Here is a 17232-nt window from a genome sequence, read left to right on the forward strand (position 1 = left end):
ATGGCACGTGGTCACGGACTACGGAAGGCGTTTGCCGAGAAGTTCGACGACGAACTCAAATTCTTCAAGGGCTGGATCGACAAGCCGAAGACGGTCGGCTCCATTGTTCCGACCAGCTCGATCACCGCCCGCAAGATGGCTTCGATCGTCAACCCGAAGTCCGGACTGCCGGTGCTCGAGGTCGGTCCCGGTACCGGGGTCATCACCCGCGCCATCCTCGCCCAGGGCGTGCGGCCTGAAAACCTCTACGCGGTCGAATATTCCACCGATTTCGTGCGCCACCTGCGCCAGCTCTATCCCGGCGTCAACGTCATCGAGGGCGATGCCTTCAACCTCAACGCCACGCTTGGCGAGAGAAGCGGGATGATCTTCGATAGCGTCGTTTCCGGAGTGCCGCTGCTCAACTTCCCGGTCGCCCAGCGCATCGCCTATATCGAAAGCCTGCTCGACCGCATCCCGGCCGGACGGCCGATCGTGCAGCTGACCTATGGTCCGATGTCGCCGATCCCGGCCGGCCGCGGCGACTACACGGTCAAGCATTTCGACTTCATCTTCCGCAATATCCCGCCGACGCAGCTTTGGATCTATAGGCGCGGCAGCGGCGATTGACGCGGATTCTCGCCCGGTATCCCGCCTGCTTCGCCGGGAAAACGAATTTGGTGATTTATCGCCGTTCGGTATCATTTGATATTTAATTGCAGGTATAGAGAAACTGCTGATCGGTATAGCGTGGGCTCCGGATGCATAAGGAGCTACCCTTGCGCCTCGCATGTTCCCTATTGTTGTTTTTTTCTGGATTTCTGGCGACGGCGCCATTGGCCGCCGAGCCCATCTCGCTTCGAGGACAGTGGCGACAAGTCGCCTCCAATGCCGGGGCTTGTCACAATTGTCGTGTATCGATCGAGCGGCACGGTAATGCGCTTTTGGTGACAGCGAATAACGGATGGACGGCAACAGTTGTTCCAGATCAGGCTGGCGGTCGATTCGCGAAGGGAGAAGGGCGATGGGGTTCTGACTCTGGTGGTTCCTATAAAGGACAGCCTTTTCAGATTCTTGTTGCCTCGAAAGATGGCGGACGGATGTGGATGGCCATGTCCGTGAGATCGGCAAAAGGTAGGCAAGCAGTCATCCAAGCGGTCTTTGAACTAGAGAACCCCGCCGATACTGAACTTTGAAATCGCCGCGCCTCCAACGTCCATGATGCGCCTCCGTGTCTAGCGACAATATGAGCTCGGCTATTTGATTCAGTCCGTGCATCGCCTATAGCTGCCGCGACAGCATGGGAGACTCGATGCCGATCATCCCGAAAATCCTCGTCTTCGCCGGCTCGGTGCGCAGCGGCGCCTATAGCGGCAGGACCGCCGACGTGGCGCAGAAGGAACTTGCGGTGCAAGGCGCCGAGGTGACCCGCATTTCGCTCGCCGATTATCCCTTGCCGATCCTCGACGAGGACCTGGAAAGGGAAAATGGCATCCCTGAAAACGCCCAGAAGCTGGCGCGATTGATCGCCGTCCATGATGGGCTGCTGATCGCGACGCCTGAATATAACGGCTCCATCCCGCCGTTGCTCAAGAACACGATCGACTGGGTGAGCCGGGTGCGACGGGATGGCGGCCGGTCGGTCAGGCCGCTTGCCGGCAAGGTCGCCGGCCTCTGCTCGTCCTCCAAAGGCCATTTTGCCGGCATCCGCTGCATCAATCATCTGCGCGCCGTGCTGGTGCGCTGCCAGATGGAGGTGGTGACGCCGGAATGCTCGGTGCCGGAGGGCGGCGACGCCTTCGACGGGGACGGCCATTTCCGTGACGAAAGACTGCACAAATCGATGGAGCACCTATGCCGCACGCTGATCGAAACCTCACGCATGCTGTCGACCAGGGTCGAGGCGTGACTGCCGCTGCCATGCAGGCTCACCCCATGCAGGCCAAATCCATGCAGGAAAGATTGATCGTCGGCCTCGACGTGCCGACCGTGACGGAGGCCGAGCAGGCGGTGCGCGAGCTCGACGGTGTCGTCTCCTTCTACAAGATCGGCTATCAGCTGGCCTTTGCCGGCGGGCTCGACTTTGCCAGGGAGCTGGCCAGCGGCGGAACGAAAATCTTCCTCGACATGAAGCTGCTCGACATCGACCACACAGTGGCCAAAGGCGTCGAGAACATCGTCAAGATGGGCATGACCATGCTGACCATACATGCTTATCCCAAGGCGATGCAGGCGGCGGTGGAGGCAGCGCGCGGCAGCGAGCTTTGCCTGCTTGCCGTCAGCGTCCTGACCTCGATGGATGAGCAGGACATGATCGATGCCGGCTATGAATATGACCCGCACACGCTGGTGCTGAGGCGCTCGGAACAGGCGCTGCATGCCGGCATGGGCGGCATCGTCTGCTCGGCCGCGGAGGCCGAAGCGGTGCGCCGCCTCGTCGGCCCCGACATGGCGGTGGTGACACCCGGCATACGCCCCGTGGGCAGCGATCATGGCGACCAGAAGCGCGTGATGACACCTGCGCAAGCCATTCGCAGCGGCTCCAGCCATCTGGTTGTCGGGCGCCCGATCGTCGCTGCGGCGGACAGACGCGCGGCGGCTGAAGCCATCCTCGACGAAATGCGCTCGGCATAAGGAATAGGGAGAAGAAGAATGCCCAAGGGATACTGGATCGCCCGCGTCGATGTGCGCGACGCGGAAGGCTACAAGGATTACGTCGCGGCGGCGAAGCCGGCTTTCGAGCGCTTCGGCGCGAAATTCCTGGCCCGTGGCGGCGAGCATGAGAAAGCCGAGGGCCCCGGCCGCGCGCGCAATGTGCTCATCGAGTTCGAATCGCTCGCCGTCGCGCATGACTGCTACCATTCGCCGGAATATCAACGCGCAGTGGCGATCCGCCAGAAGGTGGCCGACGGCGAGATCGTGCTGGTGGAAGGGGTCTAGCGAAAGAGCCTGTTCGCCGCGGTTTCCGCCATCGCGTCGACGAGTTCCAGCCCCCATTGCTGGCGGCAATAAGCGCGGAAATCGAAACAGGGCAGGCCGGGGCAGACCTCGAACTCGATGAGATGAACCGTATCGTCGGCCTCGACGCGCGCGTCGACGGAAAACACGTCGCGCAGGCCGAGCCCGTCCATCAACCGTTTGGCAATCGTGCGGATTCTGGCATCGGCCACCGGCTGACTGTTTGCGACCGGAGCGAGCTCGGGTTCGGCATAATGCCCGGCGGCCTTCGCGGCTTCGCCGGTGTCGCCATAAAGCGCCAGGCTGTCGGCCATCGTCTGGAAATCCGCGCCTGACTCGACAAAGGCGATGCCAAGCGCCTCGGCACCGGTTTGCGGCGTCAGCCCGAGGAAGCTGGCGCGCACATTGCGGCCCGCGACATAGGGCTGGACGACGACATCATCGCGATAGGCCGCGAAAACACGCCGGCTAAGCTCCAGCACGTGACCGAGATCGGTTACGCGCGAATCCGGCCAGATGCCGATCTTGGCGCCGAGCCTGTTGGGCTTGACGAACCAGCCGGCGGCGGAGGCCGGCGGCTCGACCAGCCATTCGCCATTGCGCGCAAAACCCGCCGACGGCACCGGCAGGCCGAGCGCGCCAAGCACGGCGCCGGAACGGAACTTGTCCTGGCAGAGAGCGAACAGCGCATCGTCCGCTCCGATCGTCCTCATTCCGTTGAGCCGCGCCAGCGCGGGTGCGGCGCCGCCACGGAAATAGGCGATGCCGTCGGTCAGCGTCCAGACCAGCGTCGTGGAAGGATCGGCTTCGGGAAGCGCCCTTGCGGCATGGTCCAGCTCCACCGCCGCGAAGATGAGGCCACGCCTGTCACAGGCGGCGGCCAGCGCATCGAATTCGGGGGCGAGGTCGGTCGATTGCGCCAGATAGGACGATATCTCGGCCGCGCGCTGCGGTGCGTGACCGTCGGCGACCAGGCGGTCGAAGCAGGCCTTCTCCGGCTCGTGAACGAGGATCAGCTTTGGCTTGTGACTCGACATGAGACGAACATTCCCGGCCGTGCGATCACCTAGCATCGCACGGTCGACGCAAACGGCTTTCGCGAAACCGACTCAAGCCGGACGCCTGCGTGACAGCACCACGATAGATTGCGCGGAGCCGATCGTCCGACCTGTTCAGGCGATCAGCACGCGCGGCTCGAAGCGGCCGTTGACGGGAATATCTAGGACGAACGTCATGCCTGCCTGCGGATCGAGCTGGCGCTGCTTGTCGTCCTTGCCTTTCCACGCCGACGTCACCGCCAGCCGGTCGGCGTTCCTGCCGACAAAGGCCGGGCACGAGGGCTGCGTCACCGGCATCGCAACTTCGCGCAGCAATGTTCCGTCGGGCGAATAGGCCTTGACCGCCTTGCCGCCCCAGACGGCGTTCCACAGCACGCCGTCGCGGTCGACGACCGATCCGTCGACATAGCCCTTGGACGAGCGGTGATCGACGAACACTTTTGGTTCTCCAGAGGGCAGGCCGCTCGCCGGATCGCAGGCGACGCGCATCAGCAGGCCGGTCGAGGTGTCGGTGTAATAGGCGAGCGCGCCATCCCCGGAGAAACAAATCGAGTTCGACACGGTGATGCCGGAGAACAGCTTGCGCAGTTCACCCCTGAAGAACCAGTAGATCGCACCGGCGCCCTTTGCCTCGCTCTTGCCCATCGTCCCCATCCACAAGGCGCCGCAGGGATGGACACGGGAATCGTTGGACCGGGTAAGGGGGTTGTCCGCCTCGACAGGCGTATGCAGCGTCATCTGGCCGGTCGCGACATCGCGGACGAAGAGGCCGGTCTCGGTGGCGATCAGCTGGCGCTTGTCATCGACGATGGCGATGGCGCTCGCCATCTGGCCAAGCTCATGGATCTTCAGCGCACCACCGGCCACGAGCTTTTCCAGGAGCTGGCCGTTGACGATATCGAACCAGAACAGCGCGTCGGTGGCGGGATCGTAGCTTGGCCCTTCGCCGAGCTCGCAGACATGATCGGAAAAAACCGAAACCTTGTTCATCATGCGTCTCCGAATGCTACGTCCCAGGCAGCGACGGCGGCGTGAGCGCGCGCCGCCACGTCATCGACGCTCATGCCTGGCTTGAACAGGCTGGAGCCAAGCCCGAAGACCGTCACACCAACCGCCTTGTAACCGGCAAAGTCCTTGTCCGAAACGCCGCCGACCGCGCCGACCAGCGTCTGCGCCGGCAGCACGGCCCGGATAGCGGAAATGCCTGATGCGCCGAGCACGCTGGCGGGAAAGAATTTCAGCGCCGAGGCGCCGAGCCGGATCGCCTGGAAGGCTTCCGTGGGGGTAAACACGCCGGGCATGGTGACCATACCGTATGTCCTGGCACGGCCCATGACCTCGGCATCGATGTTGGGGCTGACCAGCAGCCGGCCGCCGGCCTGGTGAAGATTGTCGACGTCGGCCCCCGTAAGCACCGTGCCGGCGCCGACCAGGGCGGTTTTCGGCAGCACTTCGACAATCCTGGCGATCGACGAGAACGGCTCGGGCGAGTTCAGCGGCACCTCTATGGCCTCGATGCCGGCGTCGAACAGCGCCTGGCCCATGGCTATCGCTTCGGCCGGCTTGAGGCCGCGCAGGATAGCGACCAGGCCGCGCTTGAGTTTTGGAAAGGGTGCGGTCTGGCTCATATGGCGGCTCCACTTCTGGCAATCATGCCATTCTCCCGCGCGGCCTCGATCAGGCCGGCGCGTACAGCCTCGTCCGCATCGACTGTCCGCACACCTAGCCCGGCAAAACCGAGCGCAGTCTGGTAAAGCACCGCCAGCGCGCCCGAGGCAACCAGCACGACCGATGTCGCGCCGGCGCCATGACGGCGCCGGGCAGAGGCGATCTCGCCGCCGATCAGCAGGCCCGACAGGCAGGCGGCCGCATCATCGCCCTTGAGATCCTGGAGCAGGCCGGCAGCGCGGATGGCAAACAGCCGCGAGGTGACATCACCACCCTCGCCCAGTGCTGTTTCGCACCAGCGGCGGAAGAACGGATTGTCGGGAGCAACCGGGCTGGGATGTTCGCCCAGCGAATGGCGCAGGATCGAGTGCGCGGCAAGCACGGAAAACAGCTCGCCCGTCGGCCAGGTGCCGAAGCCGGCGACGGCGCCGTCCTCGACCAGCACCCATTTCGAATGGGTGCCGGGCATGCAGACCAGTTCGCGGCCTCTGGCAGGCAGGCCAGCGCCGGCAAGCTGCGTCTCCTCGCCGCGCATGACGTCGGGCGCGTCGGCCAGGCGCTGGGCAAGGCCGGGGACGATGCGGATGTCGCGTTTCTGATCTGGCACCCGGGCGGCGCCGCCAAGAATGGCGCCGAGCGGCGACGGCACGCTGACATAGGGCGCCTCCAGCCAGCCCTGGCGGGAACCGGCCATGCCGCAGATGATGACGGGCAATGCCTCCGGTGCGCCCATCGCTGCCAGATGGCCCTCCAGGACGTTGGCGAAGCCCTTTTCGCGCGCGGTGATCAGGCCATCGTCGCCGCGACGTTCGGCAAGCACCTTGCCGCCGCCGTCGATCAGCCAGGCCCGAAGCCGGGTCGTGCCCCAATCGAGTGCGGCGACTGCCGGAACGTTGCTGGCAAACCCTGGGCTCACAGGAAGCCTCCATCGACGATCAGCATTTGCGCGGTCAGCATGCGCGAGGCATCTGAGGCCAGGAACAGCACCGTGCCGACCATGTCGTCCGGCCGCATGACGTCCCTGATGCATTGCTTGGCGACATGGGCGGCAAGTGCCTCTTCCGTCACCCAGCGCTCCTGCTGCCGCTCGGTGATCACCCAGCCGGGCGCGACGGCGTTGACGCGGATGCGGTCGGGACCAAGCTTGCCGGCCAACCCCTTGGTGAGGCCGAGTATGCCCGCCTTGGCGGCGGTATAGGCCGGCATGTCTGGATGGTTGATCAGGTAGGAGGTCGAGGTGAAATTGATGATCGAGCCGCCGCCGGCCCGCTTCATGCCTGGTGCCACGGCCTGCGCGGTGAAGAAATGCGGTCGCAGGTTGATGGCGAGGTTGTTGTCCCAGAAATCGACGGTAACGTCCTCGACGGCATGGCGTTCGTCCCAGGCGGCATTGTTGACCAGCACGGTGACGTCGCCATGCGCGTCGGCGGCCCTTGCCGCAGAGGCGCGCAGTGCCTCGACGTCGCGCAGATCGGTCTTGAGGTAGAGCGGTCGGTGGCCGAGCTCCTTCTCGATGCGACCGGCGAGCGCGGTGCTCGGCGCGTCGGCGATGTCGAGGAAGGCGACCTTGGCGCCCTGGCGCATGAACCCTTCGGTCAACGCCGCGCCGATGCCGGAGCCGCCGCCGGTGATCAGCACCGAAGCGCCTTCGAGGTCGGCAAAACGCGCCGATGGCATCATGATTTTCGTCTCCCGGGTCAACCGGCGCGCATCCTAGCCAGACACGTCCGGCGGGCAAGGGCGAAAAGACGCTATTTCGGCCTTATGTCGGACAAAAAGGCGATGGCGATGGCGCGAGACCGCCAGGCGGCATCGCCGCATGGCCGGCAGCGCCGAATTTCGCCGCTCAGATCGCCTTGGCGCGCAAGGCGCCGCGGAAGGAATCGCGGAGGTAGCCCAATGTGGCGTCGGCATCGGCCGGCTTGCCGAAGAGATAGCCCTGCCCGCCGGCGCAACCGAACTGGACCAGCCGGTCGGCCTGCGCCTCCTCTTCGATGCCTTCGGCAACCACGTCCATGGCGAGCCCTTCGCACATGGCGAGAATGGCGCGGATGATGTGTTCGGACGGCCGGTCGTCGAGAATGGAGGAGACGAAGGCGCGGTCGATCTTGAGCTTGTCGAAATGAAACTCGCGCAGGCGGCCGAGCGAGGACTGGCCGGTGCCGAAATCGTCGAGCGAGATGCGGATGCCGACACGGCGCAGATCCTCGACGATCTGCGCGGCCGAGGCAGGGTCGTTCATCAGGCCGGTCTCGGTGATCTCGATCTCCAGCCGGCGCGGATCGAACCCGGTGCGGTCGAGGATCGCCAGTATGTGCAGGCCGGTGTTCTGGTCGACGAGCTGCGAGGGCGACAGGTTGAAGGACAGGAACAGGTCCTTCGGCCAGCTCCTGGCGGCTTCCGTCGCCTTGCGCAGCACCAGCTGCGACAGCGGGCCGATGATGCCGCGCTCCTCGGCGATCGGAATGAAGACGGTCGGCGGCACCGCGCCGAGGTCGCGGTCGGTCCAGCGCGCCAGCGTCTCGAAGCCGATGGTGCGGCGCGTGGTGAGGTCGACGATCGGCTGGAAATGCGGCTCCACCTCGCCGGCGGAGACGGCGCGGCGCAGCGCCTGCTCGATGCGGGTGACGCGCTTGGCGGCCTCTTCCATCTCGCGGGTGTAGACGACGACGCGGCCACGGCCGGAGCGCTTGGCATGGTAAAGCGCCGTTTCGGCCTTGTTGATGAGGATTTCGGTGGTCTCGTCGCCGGAATAGAACAGCGAGCAGCCGACAGAGGCAGAAAGTCTGGCGGTGCGTTCGCCGACATCATAGGGCGCCGACAGGATCTCGATCAGCATGCGGGATTTTTCCGCCGCCGCCTCCTCCGAGAATACCAGGGGATAGAGGAAGGCGAATTCGTCGGCGCCGATGCGGCAGACCGTCGAATGGCCGTCCATCGAGGCGCGCAGCCGCATCGCGACCTGGATCAGGATGTCGTCGCCTGCCTTGTGGCCGAACAGGTCGTTGATCGGCTTGAAGCCGTCAAGGTCGAGAATGCCGACGGTGAAGGGCGCGGGATCGTCGGCGCGGTCGCTGATCAGGCGGTCGACCTTGTCGAAGAAGCGGCGATGATTGCCAAGCCCGGTCAACGGATCGGTGAACGCCAGATCCGTGCTTTCCCCGTTTGCCTGACCGGTGCCAAACGGAGTTTGCATCGGTGTCCCTGCTCGTCCCTGCTTTTGTCGTCGGAATTTATTTCGAGACTGGCAGTAAACCCTTTAGGAAACGTATCGCTTGAATCGATTTTTCGAGACTCGCGAACGATCCCATGACGCTATCTGAAGCGCTGCAGGTGATCGACAAGTGCGCGCAGCTTCGGCGCCATGTTGCGACGGCCTGGATAATAAAGAAAGAAGCCGGCAAAGCGTGGGCAGTAGGTCTCCAGGATGGGCACCAGAACACCGACCGGAAAATCATGGCTCAACCAGCGCAAAGCCATATGCCGGCATGTGGGTGACAGCCGATGGCCATGTCCGTCATAAGCTGCTTCCAAACGGCCGCTACGACGAAGCGCGTGGGATCCGGGAAAGCGCGTATCGGGGGCGTTACGAAGTTCGGGGGCAATCACATCGACTATTGGGACGATACCGGATTCACCGCCGATGGCACGTTCGTCGACGGCGTGCTGCATCACGGCGGCATGATCCTATGTCGGAAGGAGTAGCGGCTGCCGGTCGGATCAGCCGCCGAGCCGGACGCGGTAGAGTTCCAGGGGGCCGCCCCTGGTCTCCGCCACCGGCTCCAGCCATTCCGGCACGTTGCCGCGCATCAGACCGGCCAGAAAACCGTCCGGCGCCCTGGCCGCAAACAGCCGGCTTTCCGGGTTGCCGTGGCACAGCGCGACAAGGCCGACATGGTGGCTTTCGACGACGGCTTTCGCGTCGGTGGCCGAGCCCAGCAAGGCGTCGAACACGAGCAGGTTACCGGCGACGTTGCGATGGTAGGGCCCGGCGAACACGCGATGACCGGTAAAGGCGAGGATCGGCGAGCCAAGATTGGAGATGGCAAGCACCGTGGTGGGGGCCATCGCGCCAAGCGCGGCGAACGAAGCCTTGCTGTTGCAGGGCGCATCGATGCCGGCGTCCCTGGCGGGAGCAGCGGCTGCGAAGGCGCTCGATGCCGCTTGAGCTGCGCCCGACCAGATCGCGTTGACCGAGATCAGCCAGGCCGCGGCCATCCTGAGCACGGAACCACTGGACGGGCTGGCTTCTGCCCGCTGCCGCCATTTGGCGATCCAGGCCGAAAGCGGGATCACCGCGAAGACGATGGAGAAGGTCGAGCCGCGCACTTCCCAGGCACTGACCAGAAGCGCCACCACCAGCAGCGCGGTGACGAGGCTGTCCTGCCGCCGCCAGCCGCCATGGCTGAAGCGGAGCGCCATCAGAACGATCGCCACCAATGGCGTGGCAAAGCGCGCCACCGCCCTTGCCGGATCGTCGGCGACAAGCTGGACGATCGACTGCGCCTCCTCGATATAGCCGAGCCACATTTGCTGCAGGCGCGGATCGAGATGAGCATAGGGGGCCGCCAGGCATTGCGGAAACAGGAGCCCCACGACGAGAGCGAGAGCGACGGCCAGCAGGCCAAGCGACATCAGGCGCCGGGCGGCCGTTGCGTTGGCGGCCTTCCATGAAGCAATGATTGCCAGACCGGCGCCGGCAAGCCCGGTGACGGCGAACTGCACGACCGAGAACGTGTCGCATTGGGCCTGGCCCCAGGACGAGACGGGGATGGTTGCGGCGAAGACGAGAGCCGAGGCGCCGGCGACGCCGAGGCCGAAATCCCTGGCGATCAGCCTTTCACCCTCCCGATTGCCGAGAAACAGCAGCGCGACGACGGCGCCGAGGGATCCGGCATAGGGCGCGCTTTCCATGCCGATGGCCAAGGTCAGCGTGGCGCAGAGGCCCGCGACGAGAGCAGCCGGCCGATGCGTTGGCGCCTCGAGCAGCAAGGCGAGGCTCGCCAGCGTCAGCATCAGTTGGACATTGTGATGATCGAGCGCGCCGGGAGAAAAAATCCCGATGTAATACAAGGCCGCCCCGCCGACGACGGCGGCGGGCAGCACCGCGTGCGGGCCGGCGAAAGCGCGCGCGGCGCGGACGATGAAGAAGATCGCGAGCCAGAACTGCAGCGCGGGCCAAAGTATTTGCACGATTTGTTCGGCCAAGGCGGTGCTGCCCGTCAGGGCCGAAACGGCAAGGATGCTCAGTGCCAGCGGCGCGTCGAGCAGCCGCGACCAGTGCATGACGAAGCCGCCTTCGAGACCCATCCTGTACTGGTGCAGGTCGAACCAGCCCTGGCCCGCCAGCAGGTCGCGGACTTCGACCAATTGCAGCAGGCTGTCATTGTCGCCCGCCGGATTGGCCAGTTGCGGGAATCCCTGCTGGGCCTCGAGCCCCAGCAGCAGCAAGGCTGCAAACAACGCAACTGCGATATCGGACTTCCAGGTGGAAGTTCCCCTTGCCGTGCCCATCCCGATCGCCCTTGGCGTGAATGCCGGGCCTTTCCAGGCCAATCGACACTCGTGAAGTCGGTCTTAAACCTAGCCTTAACGGCTTCAATAAATAGTAAAACCGCCTGAACGCGGCCGGTTTCCGGAGCGCGGCCGCATGGTCGACAAGGCATTCGGAGACGAAAATGCCGCAAGACATCAGCCGTGAACCCATCATCGCCGTGCTCCTGCCTTGCTACAATGAGGAGCTGACCATCGCCGAGGTGGTACGGCGGTTCCGCGAGACGCTGCCTGCGGCAACCATCTATGTCTACGACAACAATTCGAAGGATCTGACCGCCCTGCGCGCCCGCGCGGCCGGCGCCATCGTGGTTCGTGAGCCGCGCCAGGGCAAGGGCAATGTGGTGCGGCGCATGTTCGCCGACATCGACGCCGACATCTATCTGATGGCCGATGGCGACGGCACCTACGCGCCCGAAGACGCGCCGCAACTGATCAACACGCTCTTGACCGAACGTTGCGACATGGTGGTGGGCACCAGGCGCGGCGTCAACGACGATGCCGGCCGCGCCGGGCATGCCTTTGGCAACCGTGTCTTCAACAGCCTCTACAAATGGCTGTTCGGCGACGATTTCACCGACATCTTCTCCGGCTACCGCGTTTTCACCAGGCGTTTCGTCAAGAGCTTTCCCGCCGTGTCCGGCGGCTTCGAGATCGAGACCGAAATGTCGGTGCACGCCTCGCAGCTCAAATTGCCGGTCAGCGAAATCGCGCTCGACTACGGACGCCGGCCGGAAGGCTCGTCGTCGAAACTGTCGACCTTCCGCGACGGCGCCAGGATCCTGTGGATGTTCGCCATGCTGATGAAGGAGACGCAGCCGCTGCGCTTCTTCGGCGCCTTTTCGCTGTTCTTCCTGGCCTCAAGCCTGTTCCTGATGGCGCCGGTGCTGGTCGAATTCGCCGAAACCGGTCTCGTTCCGCGCATGCCGACATGGGTGCTGTCGGTCGGGCTGCTGCTTCTGTCCATGCTGGCGGCGGTGACCGGAGTGATTCTTGATTCGGTCTCGCGTGGGCGCGCCGAACAGAAGCGGATCTTCTATCTCTCCATGCCTTCGGGCCGTGTCGAGCGCCGCACGGGCGATGTGGTTCAGAAGCCGGAACGGGGCAAGGCCTCGCGCGCGGCCTGAACGATGCAACGCGTCGTCCGCTTTGTCGTCGCAGGCGGCATCGGTTTCGTCGCCGACGCGGCGGCACTCTGGCTGCTGCTCGCCGTCACGCCGCTCGGGCCCTTCGTCAGCCGCATGCTCTCGATCGGCTTTGCGCTCTGCGTCACATGGCAGATCAACCGGCATCTGACCTTCTCGCCGTCGAGCAGGGGATTGACACAGGAAGGCGCCCGCTATGGCGGCGTCGGCGTCGCCACCAGCATCGTCAACTATGCCGTCTACTCGGCCATCCTGCTGGTGCTGTCGGCAGCGCCACCATTGGGCGCGCTTGCCATCGCTTCGCTGGTGGCCATGACGCTGTCCTTCGTGGGTTACTCGCGGCTGGTCTTCGACCGTTAGCGGCGTGGCCCGATTGGCAGAAGGCGCCGCGACCCTTATATCGCATGCGTTGACTGCGTTGGGGATCCACCATGAAGCTGAAAATCGCCGTCCAGATGGACCATGTCTCCACCGTGTCGATCGCCGGCGACACCTCGTTCGCGCTGTCGCTGGAAGCGCAGCGGCGCGGCCATCAATTGTTCCACTACACCCCAGACCGGTTGTCGCTGCGCGACGGCAAGGTGTTTGCCCGCATCGAGGAGATGCAGGTGCACGATGAGAAGGGCAGCCACTACTCGCTGGGCGAAAAGGTGCGTACCGACCTGTCGGAGATGGACGTCATCCTGCTGCGCCAGGACCCGCCCTTCGACATGAACTACATCACCACGACCCATATCCTCGAGCGCATCCATCCGAAGACGCTGGTCGTCAACGACCCGGCCTGGGTGCGCAACAGCCCGGAAAAGATCTTCGTCACCGAGTTTCCCGACCTGATGCCGGACACGCTGATCACCAAGGATCCGCTTGAGGTGGCCGCCTTCCGCAAGGAGTTCGGCGACATCATCGTCAAGCCGCTCTACGGCAATGGCGGCGCCGGCATCTTCCATCTCTTGGAAGCCGACCGCAACCTCGCCTCGCTGCTCGAAATGTTCGGCCAGCTGTTTCGCGAGCCCTATATCGTGCAGCGCTACCTGAAGGATGTACGCAAGGGTGACAAACGCATCATCCTGATCGACGGCGAGCCGGTCGGCGCCATCAACCGGGTGCCGGCCGAGCACGATTCCCGCTCCAACATGCATGTCGGCGGCCGCGCGGAGAAGACCGAGTTGACCGAACGTGAGCGCGAAATCTGCGCCCGCATCGGACCGTCGCTGAAAGAGCGCGGCTTCATCCTGGTCGGCATCGACGTCATCGGCGACTACATGACCGAGATCAACGTCACCTCGCCGACCGGCGTGCGTGAAGTGCAACGCTTCGGCGGCGCCGACATCGCCAGCCTGTTCTGGGACGCGGTGGAAGCGAAACGGGCATAATCCGTTTCCACTTTGTGTTAACCATGTTCCGCTTTTGCAGCCGGGTACAACCGGGGCGCAACCTGTGCGGCTACCGGGTTCCCCCGATGTTCCTGATTTGACCGAGGACTCTTCAGGCCCCGCGCTGTTCGCGCGCCCTGACATCAGCGGTCTCGGCCAGTACCCAGTCCCTGAACAGCCGGATCTTCGGGGTGTTGCGGCGGCCTTCGGAATGCACGAGCCAATAGCCGTCGCCGTCGGACCCCAGCGCCTCGAACGGCTGGATCAGCTGTCCTGTCGTCAGCAATGAGGAGTAGAGATTGCGGGTGAGGATGGCGACACCCTGGTCCGTCAGCGCCGCCATCGCGTCATAGGCCTGTGTGCCGAGCTCCGGACCGGCTATGATGCGATCCGGCTCGAAGCGGGCACCGGCTGCCTCGAACCAGATCTTCCACCAGGGATCGCTCGAACAACATAGTGGCAGCTTGTAGAGATCCTGCGGGTGGCGGATGCCTCCCACGCTCCGCACCAGCCTTGGGCTGAGCATCGGCGTGTAGTCTGCCTTGAACAGGTAGTGGGCTTCCAGGTCCGGCCATTTCCCGGTGCCGGTGCGAATGCCGATATCCATGCCGTCGCGCCCAAAATCGGCCAGCCGGGACGATGTATCGACTTTCACGGCAAGGTCCGGATGCATCAGCTGGAATGCTCCAAGGCGCACGGCGAGCCAGGTCGAGGCGAAAGTCTGGACCGTGGTGACGGAGAGCACACCGGTGGCGCCGCCCTTGGTCGCAACCCATGCGTCGGCCAGCGCCGAGAACGCGCCCGATGCGTGCGGCGCCAGCTGCTCGCCGGCCTCGGTCAAGGCGATCTGTCTTGTTTTTCTTGTGAAAAGCGGCGTTCCAGCGCGTTCTTCCAGCACCTTGATCTGATAGCTGGCCGCCGACTGGGTCATGCCGAGTTCTTCGGCCGCCTTGGTAAAGCTGCCCAGCCGCGATGCGGCTTCAAACACCCTGATGGCCCCCAAGGGCGGCAGGTCCCAGCTCATCATGCATCAATCCTGTTGATGCATGATACGCGACGTTCGATTGGAAACCAAGGGCGCACCGGCGCACACTCAAATCATCAAACTAACCCGAAAGGACATGGCAATGAACACCTCGGCTCAGCACGTCACGGTCCGTCATCCGATCCTCGACCTCTTCGTCGCTCCCTTCAGATCGCGGTCGCGCCGCCTGCTCGACCAGCGCGCGCTGTCCGACCATTTCAAGCGCGATATCGGCCTGCTCGACGGCCACGCGCCTTATGGCAGTATCCGCTAGGCGCGATTTGGCGGACAGGGACAGGAGGGAACGATGAAGGTACCTGCAGAGGCCCTGGCGAAGAGCCGCCGGACGATCGAATCGTATGAGGATTATGCGATCCGTTATGACGAGATTGTCGGGCATATCCCGCATCCGAACGACCGGGCCGCGCTCGAGCGCGCCGCGGCGATCGCCGGGCCGGGCGGCCAAGTCCTGGAGATCGGGTCCGGACCGGGCCGCGATGCGGATTTCCTGGAGGGCCTTGGCGTCAAGGTGCGCCGAACCGACGCCACGCGGCGCTTTCTCGACCTGCAGGCGGCGCGCGGCAAGACCGGCGAACTCCTCGACGTGATCACCGACGAGCTTGGCGGTCCCTACGACGCGGTTGTGGCGCTGGCAGTGCTGATCCATGTGCCTCGCGACCAGATCGACCAGGTCCTGGCGAAGATTGCGCGTTCATTGCGGCCCGGCAGTGCCTTTGTCGTCTCGATGCGCGACGGCGACGGCGAGACGGGCGGCAGATATCTTACGGTCGACTGGCGCAAGGGCGCCTTCGCCGCGCGCATCGAGGCGGCCGGCATGGAGCTTCTCAGTCACAGTTTCCGCATCGGCAGGAAGCAGCGAGGATGGGACACCTTCCTGGCGGTGAGGCCGTCGTGATCCGGCGCGGGTTGCCGCGCGTTCGCCCTCATCCCGTGCCGCTCAATCCGGGACGTTGCGAACACCGGAAGACCCTCGCACAAGGCAACAGGTTGAAGCGGACGACAAGTGAGCCCATCCGACCGTATGCACCCGTTTGCCTTTGTTCTTGTATTGTTCTTGCCTAAGCCTGAAATCTGTGGTTGTCTTGAGCTGACGTCGCTCGTGGATTGTTCACAAGGGCTGGGGGCGAGCCGGCATCGGGGGCAGAATATGGTGGCGCGGGTTCGTACGGTCGCTTTCCAGGGCATCGAGGCCGTGCCGGTCGACGTGCAGGTGATGATCGCACCCGGCAAGGTCAACATGCAGATGTTGGGATGGATTAATTTATTTCCTGCTGGGGCGTTGAGCTAGAATTTGGGCCGGTTTACATAGCTTTCTATGGATTCAGGAAGCTCCGGGCCGTCAGCATATTCGTACATTCGAATGTCTACCGACATTCAGTTGCGGGGTGACAGCCTCCGCAGGCAGGAACAAGCCTCGAAAAGGTATGCCGAGCAGCATGGTCTGCGACTGATCGAAGACTTCAAGCTTGAGGATATCGGGGTATCTGCGTTCAAAGGTGCAAACGTCACGTCCGGTTCGCTGGGCCGATTTCTGGACTTGGTTAAGGCAGGAGATATTGCCAAAGGGTCTTACCTGTTGGTCGAGTCGTTGGACCGGATAAGCCGCCAACAGGTCCTCGATTCCGTACCCGTGTTTTTCGATATCGTGAAAAGCGGGATTAACGTCGTAACCCTCGCAGACAATCACATTTACAGGGCGGGAGACACCAATTTCGCCGATGTGATCTACTCGGTCGTCGTGCTCGGACGAGCTTACGAAGAGTCAAAAACTAAGAGTATCCGCGTGGGCGCAGCCTGGGCAAACAAGCGGCAGAATGCCGGAAACAAAAAGCTCACTAGGGTTGCCCCAGCATGGCTTTCACTTCGCGAAGATCGCACCCAATTTGACGTCATTTCCGAGCGCGTCGACGTCGTCCGGCATATTTTTCAGATGGCGGACGCTGGGCACGGATCATACGTGATTGCACGGCGTCTGAATGAGTCAGGTGTGCCAACATTCACAAAATCCAACGGCTGGCATGAGTCGTACGCTACCAAGATTCTGAATAGCCGGGCCGTGTTGGGCGAATTCCAACCTCATCGATTTGATGAGCACGGAGAACGAATTCCCTTCGGCGACCCGGTGCTGAACTATTTTCCCAAGATTATCGAAGAACCGCAATTTCTTCGAATCCAGGCTTCTCGCCGAAAGAGGTTGGTCGAAGGCGCTGGTCGGAAAGGCCCTGAGTTCCGCAACCTTTTTACCAAGATAGCCAAGTGCGACTATTGTGGCGCCCCAATGCGGTTCGTCCACAAGGGTTTGCCGCCGAAGGGCACACAGTCGCTCAGGTGTACCAATGCAGTACGCAAACTGGGGTGCGTGAACAGCAGCTGGAAGGTAAGCGGTGTTTTCAGGCCACGGCCTTAAGCTCGGGAGCGGCGACGTAGGCCCACGGCAGGAGATCGTCGATCTG

General features: G+C 63.6%; 18 protein-coding genes and 3 pseudogenes. 12 read left to right on the forward strand and 9 right to left on the reverse strand.

Annotated features, from left to right (window positions below; translation table 11 throughout):
* From pmtA to FJ492_RS25890, 4 genes are all read left to right on the forward strand, one after another.
* Positions 1 to 609 carry a phospholipid N-methyltransferase PmtA gene (pmtA, locus tag FJ492_RS25875; protein ID WP_027142509.1) on the forward strand — a complete coding sequence of 203 codons (609 nt, stop codon included), beginning with the start codon at positions 1 to 3 and terminating at the stop codon, positions 607 to 609.
* Positions 610 to 1291: 682 nt separating this feature from the next.
* Positions 1292 to 1888, forward strand: a complete 597-nt coding sequence (locus FJ492_RS25880) for an NADPH-dependent FMN reductase (protein ID WP_140749982.1) — start codon at positions 1292 to 1294, stop codon at positions 1886 to 1888.
* Between the two features lie 11 nt (positions 1889 to 1899).
* Positions 1900 to 2613, forward strand: a complete 714-nt coding sequence (gene pyrF / locus FJ492_RS25885) for an orotidine-5'-phosphate decarboxylase (RefSeq protein ID WP_181165994.1) — start codon at positions 1900 to 1902, stop codon at positions 2611 to 2613.
* Positions 2614 to 2631: 18 nt separating this feature from the next.
* The gene (locus FJ492_RS25890; RefSeq protein WP_140506960.1) at positions 2632 to 2919 is read left to right on the forward strand and encodes a DUF1330 domain-containing protein; all 288 of its coding nucleotides are present in this window, start codon (positions 2632 to 2634) and stop codon (positions 2917 to 2919) included.
* Here FJ492_RS25890 and FJ492_RS25895 read toward each other — a convergent pair.
* From FJ492_RS25895 to FJ492_RS25925, 7 genes and pseudogenes are all read right to left on the reverse strand, one after another.
* On the reverse strand, positions 2916 to 3974 hold the full coding sequence (locus tag FJ492_RS25895; RefSeq protein WP_140772978.1) for a D-alanine:D-lactate ligase-like protein: 1059 nt from the start codon (positions 3972 to 3974) through the stop codon (positions 2916 to 2918). The two genes, FJ492_RS25890 and FJ492_RS25895, sit on opposite strands and share 4 nt — an antisense overlap.
* 135 nt (positions 3975 to 4109) lie before the next feature.
* Complete coding sequence (locus tag FJ492_RS25900) at positions 4110 to 4985, reverse strand: SMP-30/gluconolactonase/LRE family protein (protein WP_140772980.1); 876 nt, start codon at positions 4983 to 4985, stop codon at positions 4110 to 4112.
* Positions 4985 to 5623, reverse strand: a complete 639-nt coding sequence (locus tag FJ492_RS25905) for a 2-dehydro-3-deoxy-6-phosphogalactonate aldolase (RefSeq protein WP_140772982.1) — start codon at positions 5621 to 5623, stop codon at positions 4985 to 4987. Before FJ492_RS25905 ends, FJ492_RS25900 begins: the two co-directional genes overlap by 1 nt.
* A complete protein-coding gene (locus FJ492_RS25910; RefSeq protein WP_140772984.1) occupies positions 5620 to 6579 on the reverse strand; it encodes a 2-dehydro-3-deoxygalactonokinase in 960 nt (319 codons plus the stop codon). Before FJ492_RS25910 ends, FJ492_RS25905 begins: the two co-directional genes overlap by 4 nt.
* Positions 6576 to 7343, reverse strand: coding sequence for an SDR family oxidoreductase (locus FJ492_RS25915; protein ID WP_140506969.1), 768 nt, complete (start codon positions 7341 to 7343; stop codon positions 6576 to 6578). The genes FJ492_RS25910 and FJ492_RS25915 overlap by 4 nt, the downstream gene beginning before the upstream one ends.
* A 166-nt stretch (positions 7344 to 7509) precedes the next feature.
* Positions 7510 to 8859: an EAL domain-containing protein gene (locus tag FJ492_RS25920; RefSeq protein ID WP_140772986.1), complete on the reverse strand. Its 1350-nt coding sequence runs from the start codon at positions 8857 to 8859 to the stop codon at positions 7510 to 7512.
* Between the two features lie 119 nt (positions 8860 to 8978).
* A pseudogene (locus FJ492_RS25925) lies at positions 8979 to 9107 on the reverse strand (LysR family transcriptional regulator); the annotation flags it as partial.
* 32 nt (positions 9108 to 9139) lie between these two features.
* Here FJ492_RS25925 and FJ492_RS25930 point away from each other — a divergent pair.
* Positions 9140 to 9368: pseudogene (locus FJ492_RS25930) on the forward strand (Atu4866 domain-containing protein); the annotation flags it as partial.
* Positions 9369 to 9383: 15 nt separating this feature from the next.
* Here FJ492_RS25930 and FJ492_RS25935 read toward each other — a convergent pair.
* Positions 9384 to 11219 carry a GtrA family protein gene (locus tag FJ492_RS25935; RefSeq protein WP_246676124.1) on the reverse strand — a complete coding sequence of 612 codons (1836 nt, stop codon included), beginning with the start codon at positions 11217 to 11219 and terminating at the stop codon, positions 9384 to 9386.
* A 122-nt stretch (positions 11220 to 11341) separates the two neighbouring features.
* On the opposite strand from FJ492_RS25935, the gene FJ492_RS25940 reads away from it, so the two are divergent.
* From FJ492_RS25940 to gshB, 3 genes are all read left to right on the forward strand, one after another.
* Entirely contained in the window at positions 11342 to 12343 is a 1002-nt protein-coding gene (locus tag FJ492_RS25940) for a glycosyltransferase (protein ID WP_140772988.1), read from the forward strand.
* 3 nt (positions 12344 to 12346) lie between these two features.
* Positions 12347 to 12721 (forward strand): GtrA family protein, encoded by a 375-nt coding sequence (locus FJ492_RS25945; protein ID WP_140715631.1) that lies wholly within the window; start codon positions 12347 to 12349, stop codon positions 12719 to 12721.
* A gap of 71 nt (positions 12722 to 12792) precedes the next feature.
* The gene (gene gshB, locus FJ492_RS25950; RefSeq protein WP_140772990.1) at positions 12793 to 13734 is read left to right on the forward strand and encodes a glutathione synthase; all 942 of its coding nucleotides are present in this window, start codon (positions 12793 to 12795) and stop codon (positions 13732 to 13734) included.
* 112 nt (positions 13735 to 13846) lie between these two features.
* On the opposite strand, the gene FJ492_RS25955 is transcribed toward gshB, so the two are convergent.
* Positions 13847 to 14758: a LysR substrate-binding domain-containing protein gene (locus tag FJ492_RS25955; RefSeq protein ID WP_140773004.1), complete on the reverse strand. Its 912-nt coding sequence runs from the start codon at positions 14756 to 14758 to the stop codon at positions 13847 to 13849.
* A 103-nt stretch (positions 14759 to 14861) separates the two neighbouring features.
* Here FJ492_RS25955 and FJ492_RS28915 point away from each other — a divergent pair, with 103 nt between their 5' ends.
* From FJ492_RS28915 to FJ492_RS25970, 4 genes and pseudogenes are all read left to right on the forward strand, one after another.
* The gene (locus FJ492_RS28915) at positions 14862 to 15032 is read left to right on the forward strand and encodes a hypothetical protein (RefSeq protein WP_181165992.1); all 171 of its coding nucleotides are present in this window, start codon (positions 14862 to 14864) and stop codon (positions 15030 to 15032) included.
* Positions 15033 to 15065: 33 nt separating this feature from the next.
* Positions 15066 to 15674 (forward strand): class I SAM-dependent methyltransferase, encoded by a 609-nt coding sequence (locus tag FJ492_RS25960; RefSeq protein ID WP_140772992.1) that lies wholly within the window; start codon positions 15066 to 15068, stop codon positions 15672 to 15674.
* A gap of 252 nt (positions 15675 to 15926) precedes the next feature.
* Positions 15927 to 16031, forward strand: a pseudogene (locus tag FJ492_RS28990) (ATP-binding protein); the annotation flags it as partial.
* A gap of 63 nt (positions 16032 to 16094) precedes the next feature.
* Positions 16095 to 17186: a recombinase family protein gene (locus tag FJ492_RS25970; protein WP_140772997.1), complete on the forward strand. Its 1092-nt coding sequence runs from the start codon at positions 16095 to 16097 to the stop codon at positions 17184 to 17186.
* Positions 17187 to 17232: the final 46 nt, after the last annotated feature.

The sequence above is a fragment of the Mesorhizobium sp. B2-5-4 genome (assembly GCF_006441095.1).
GTDB classification, from domain to species: Bacteria; Pseudomonadota; Alphaproteobacteria; order Rhizobiales; family Rhizobiaceae; genus Mesorhizobium; species Mesorhizobium salmacidum.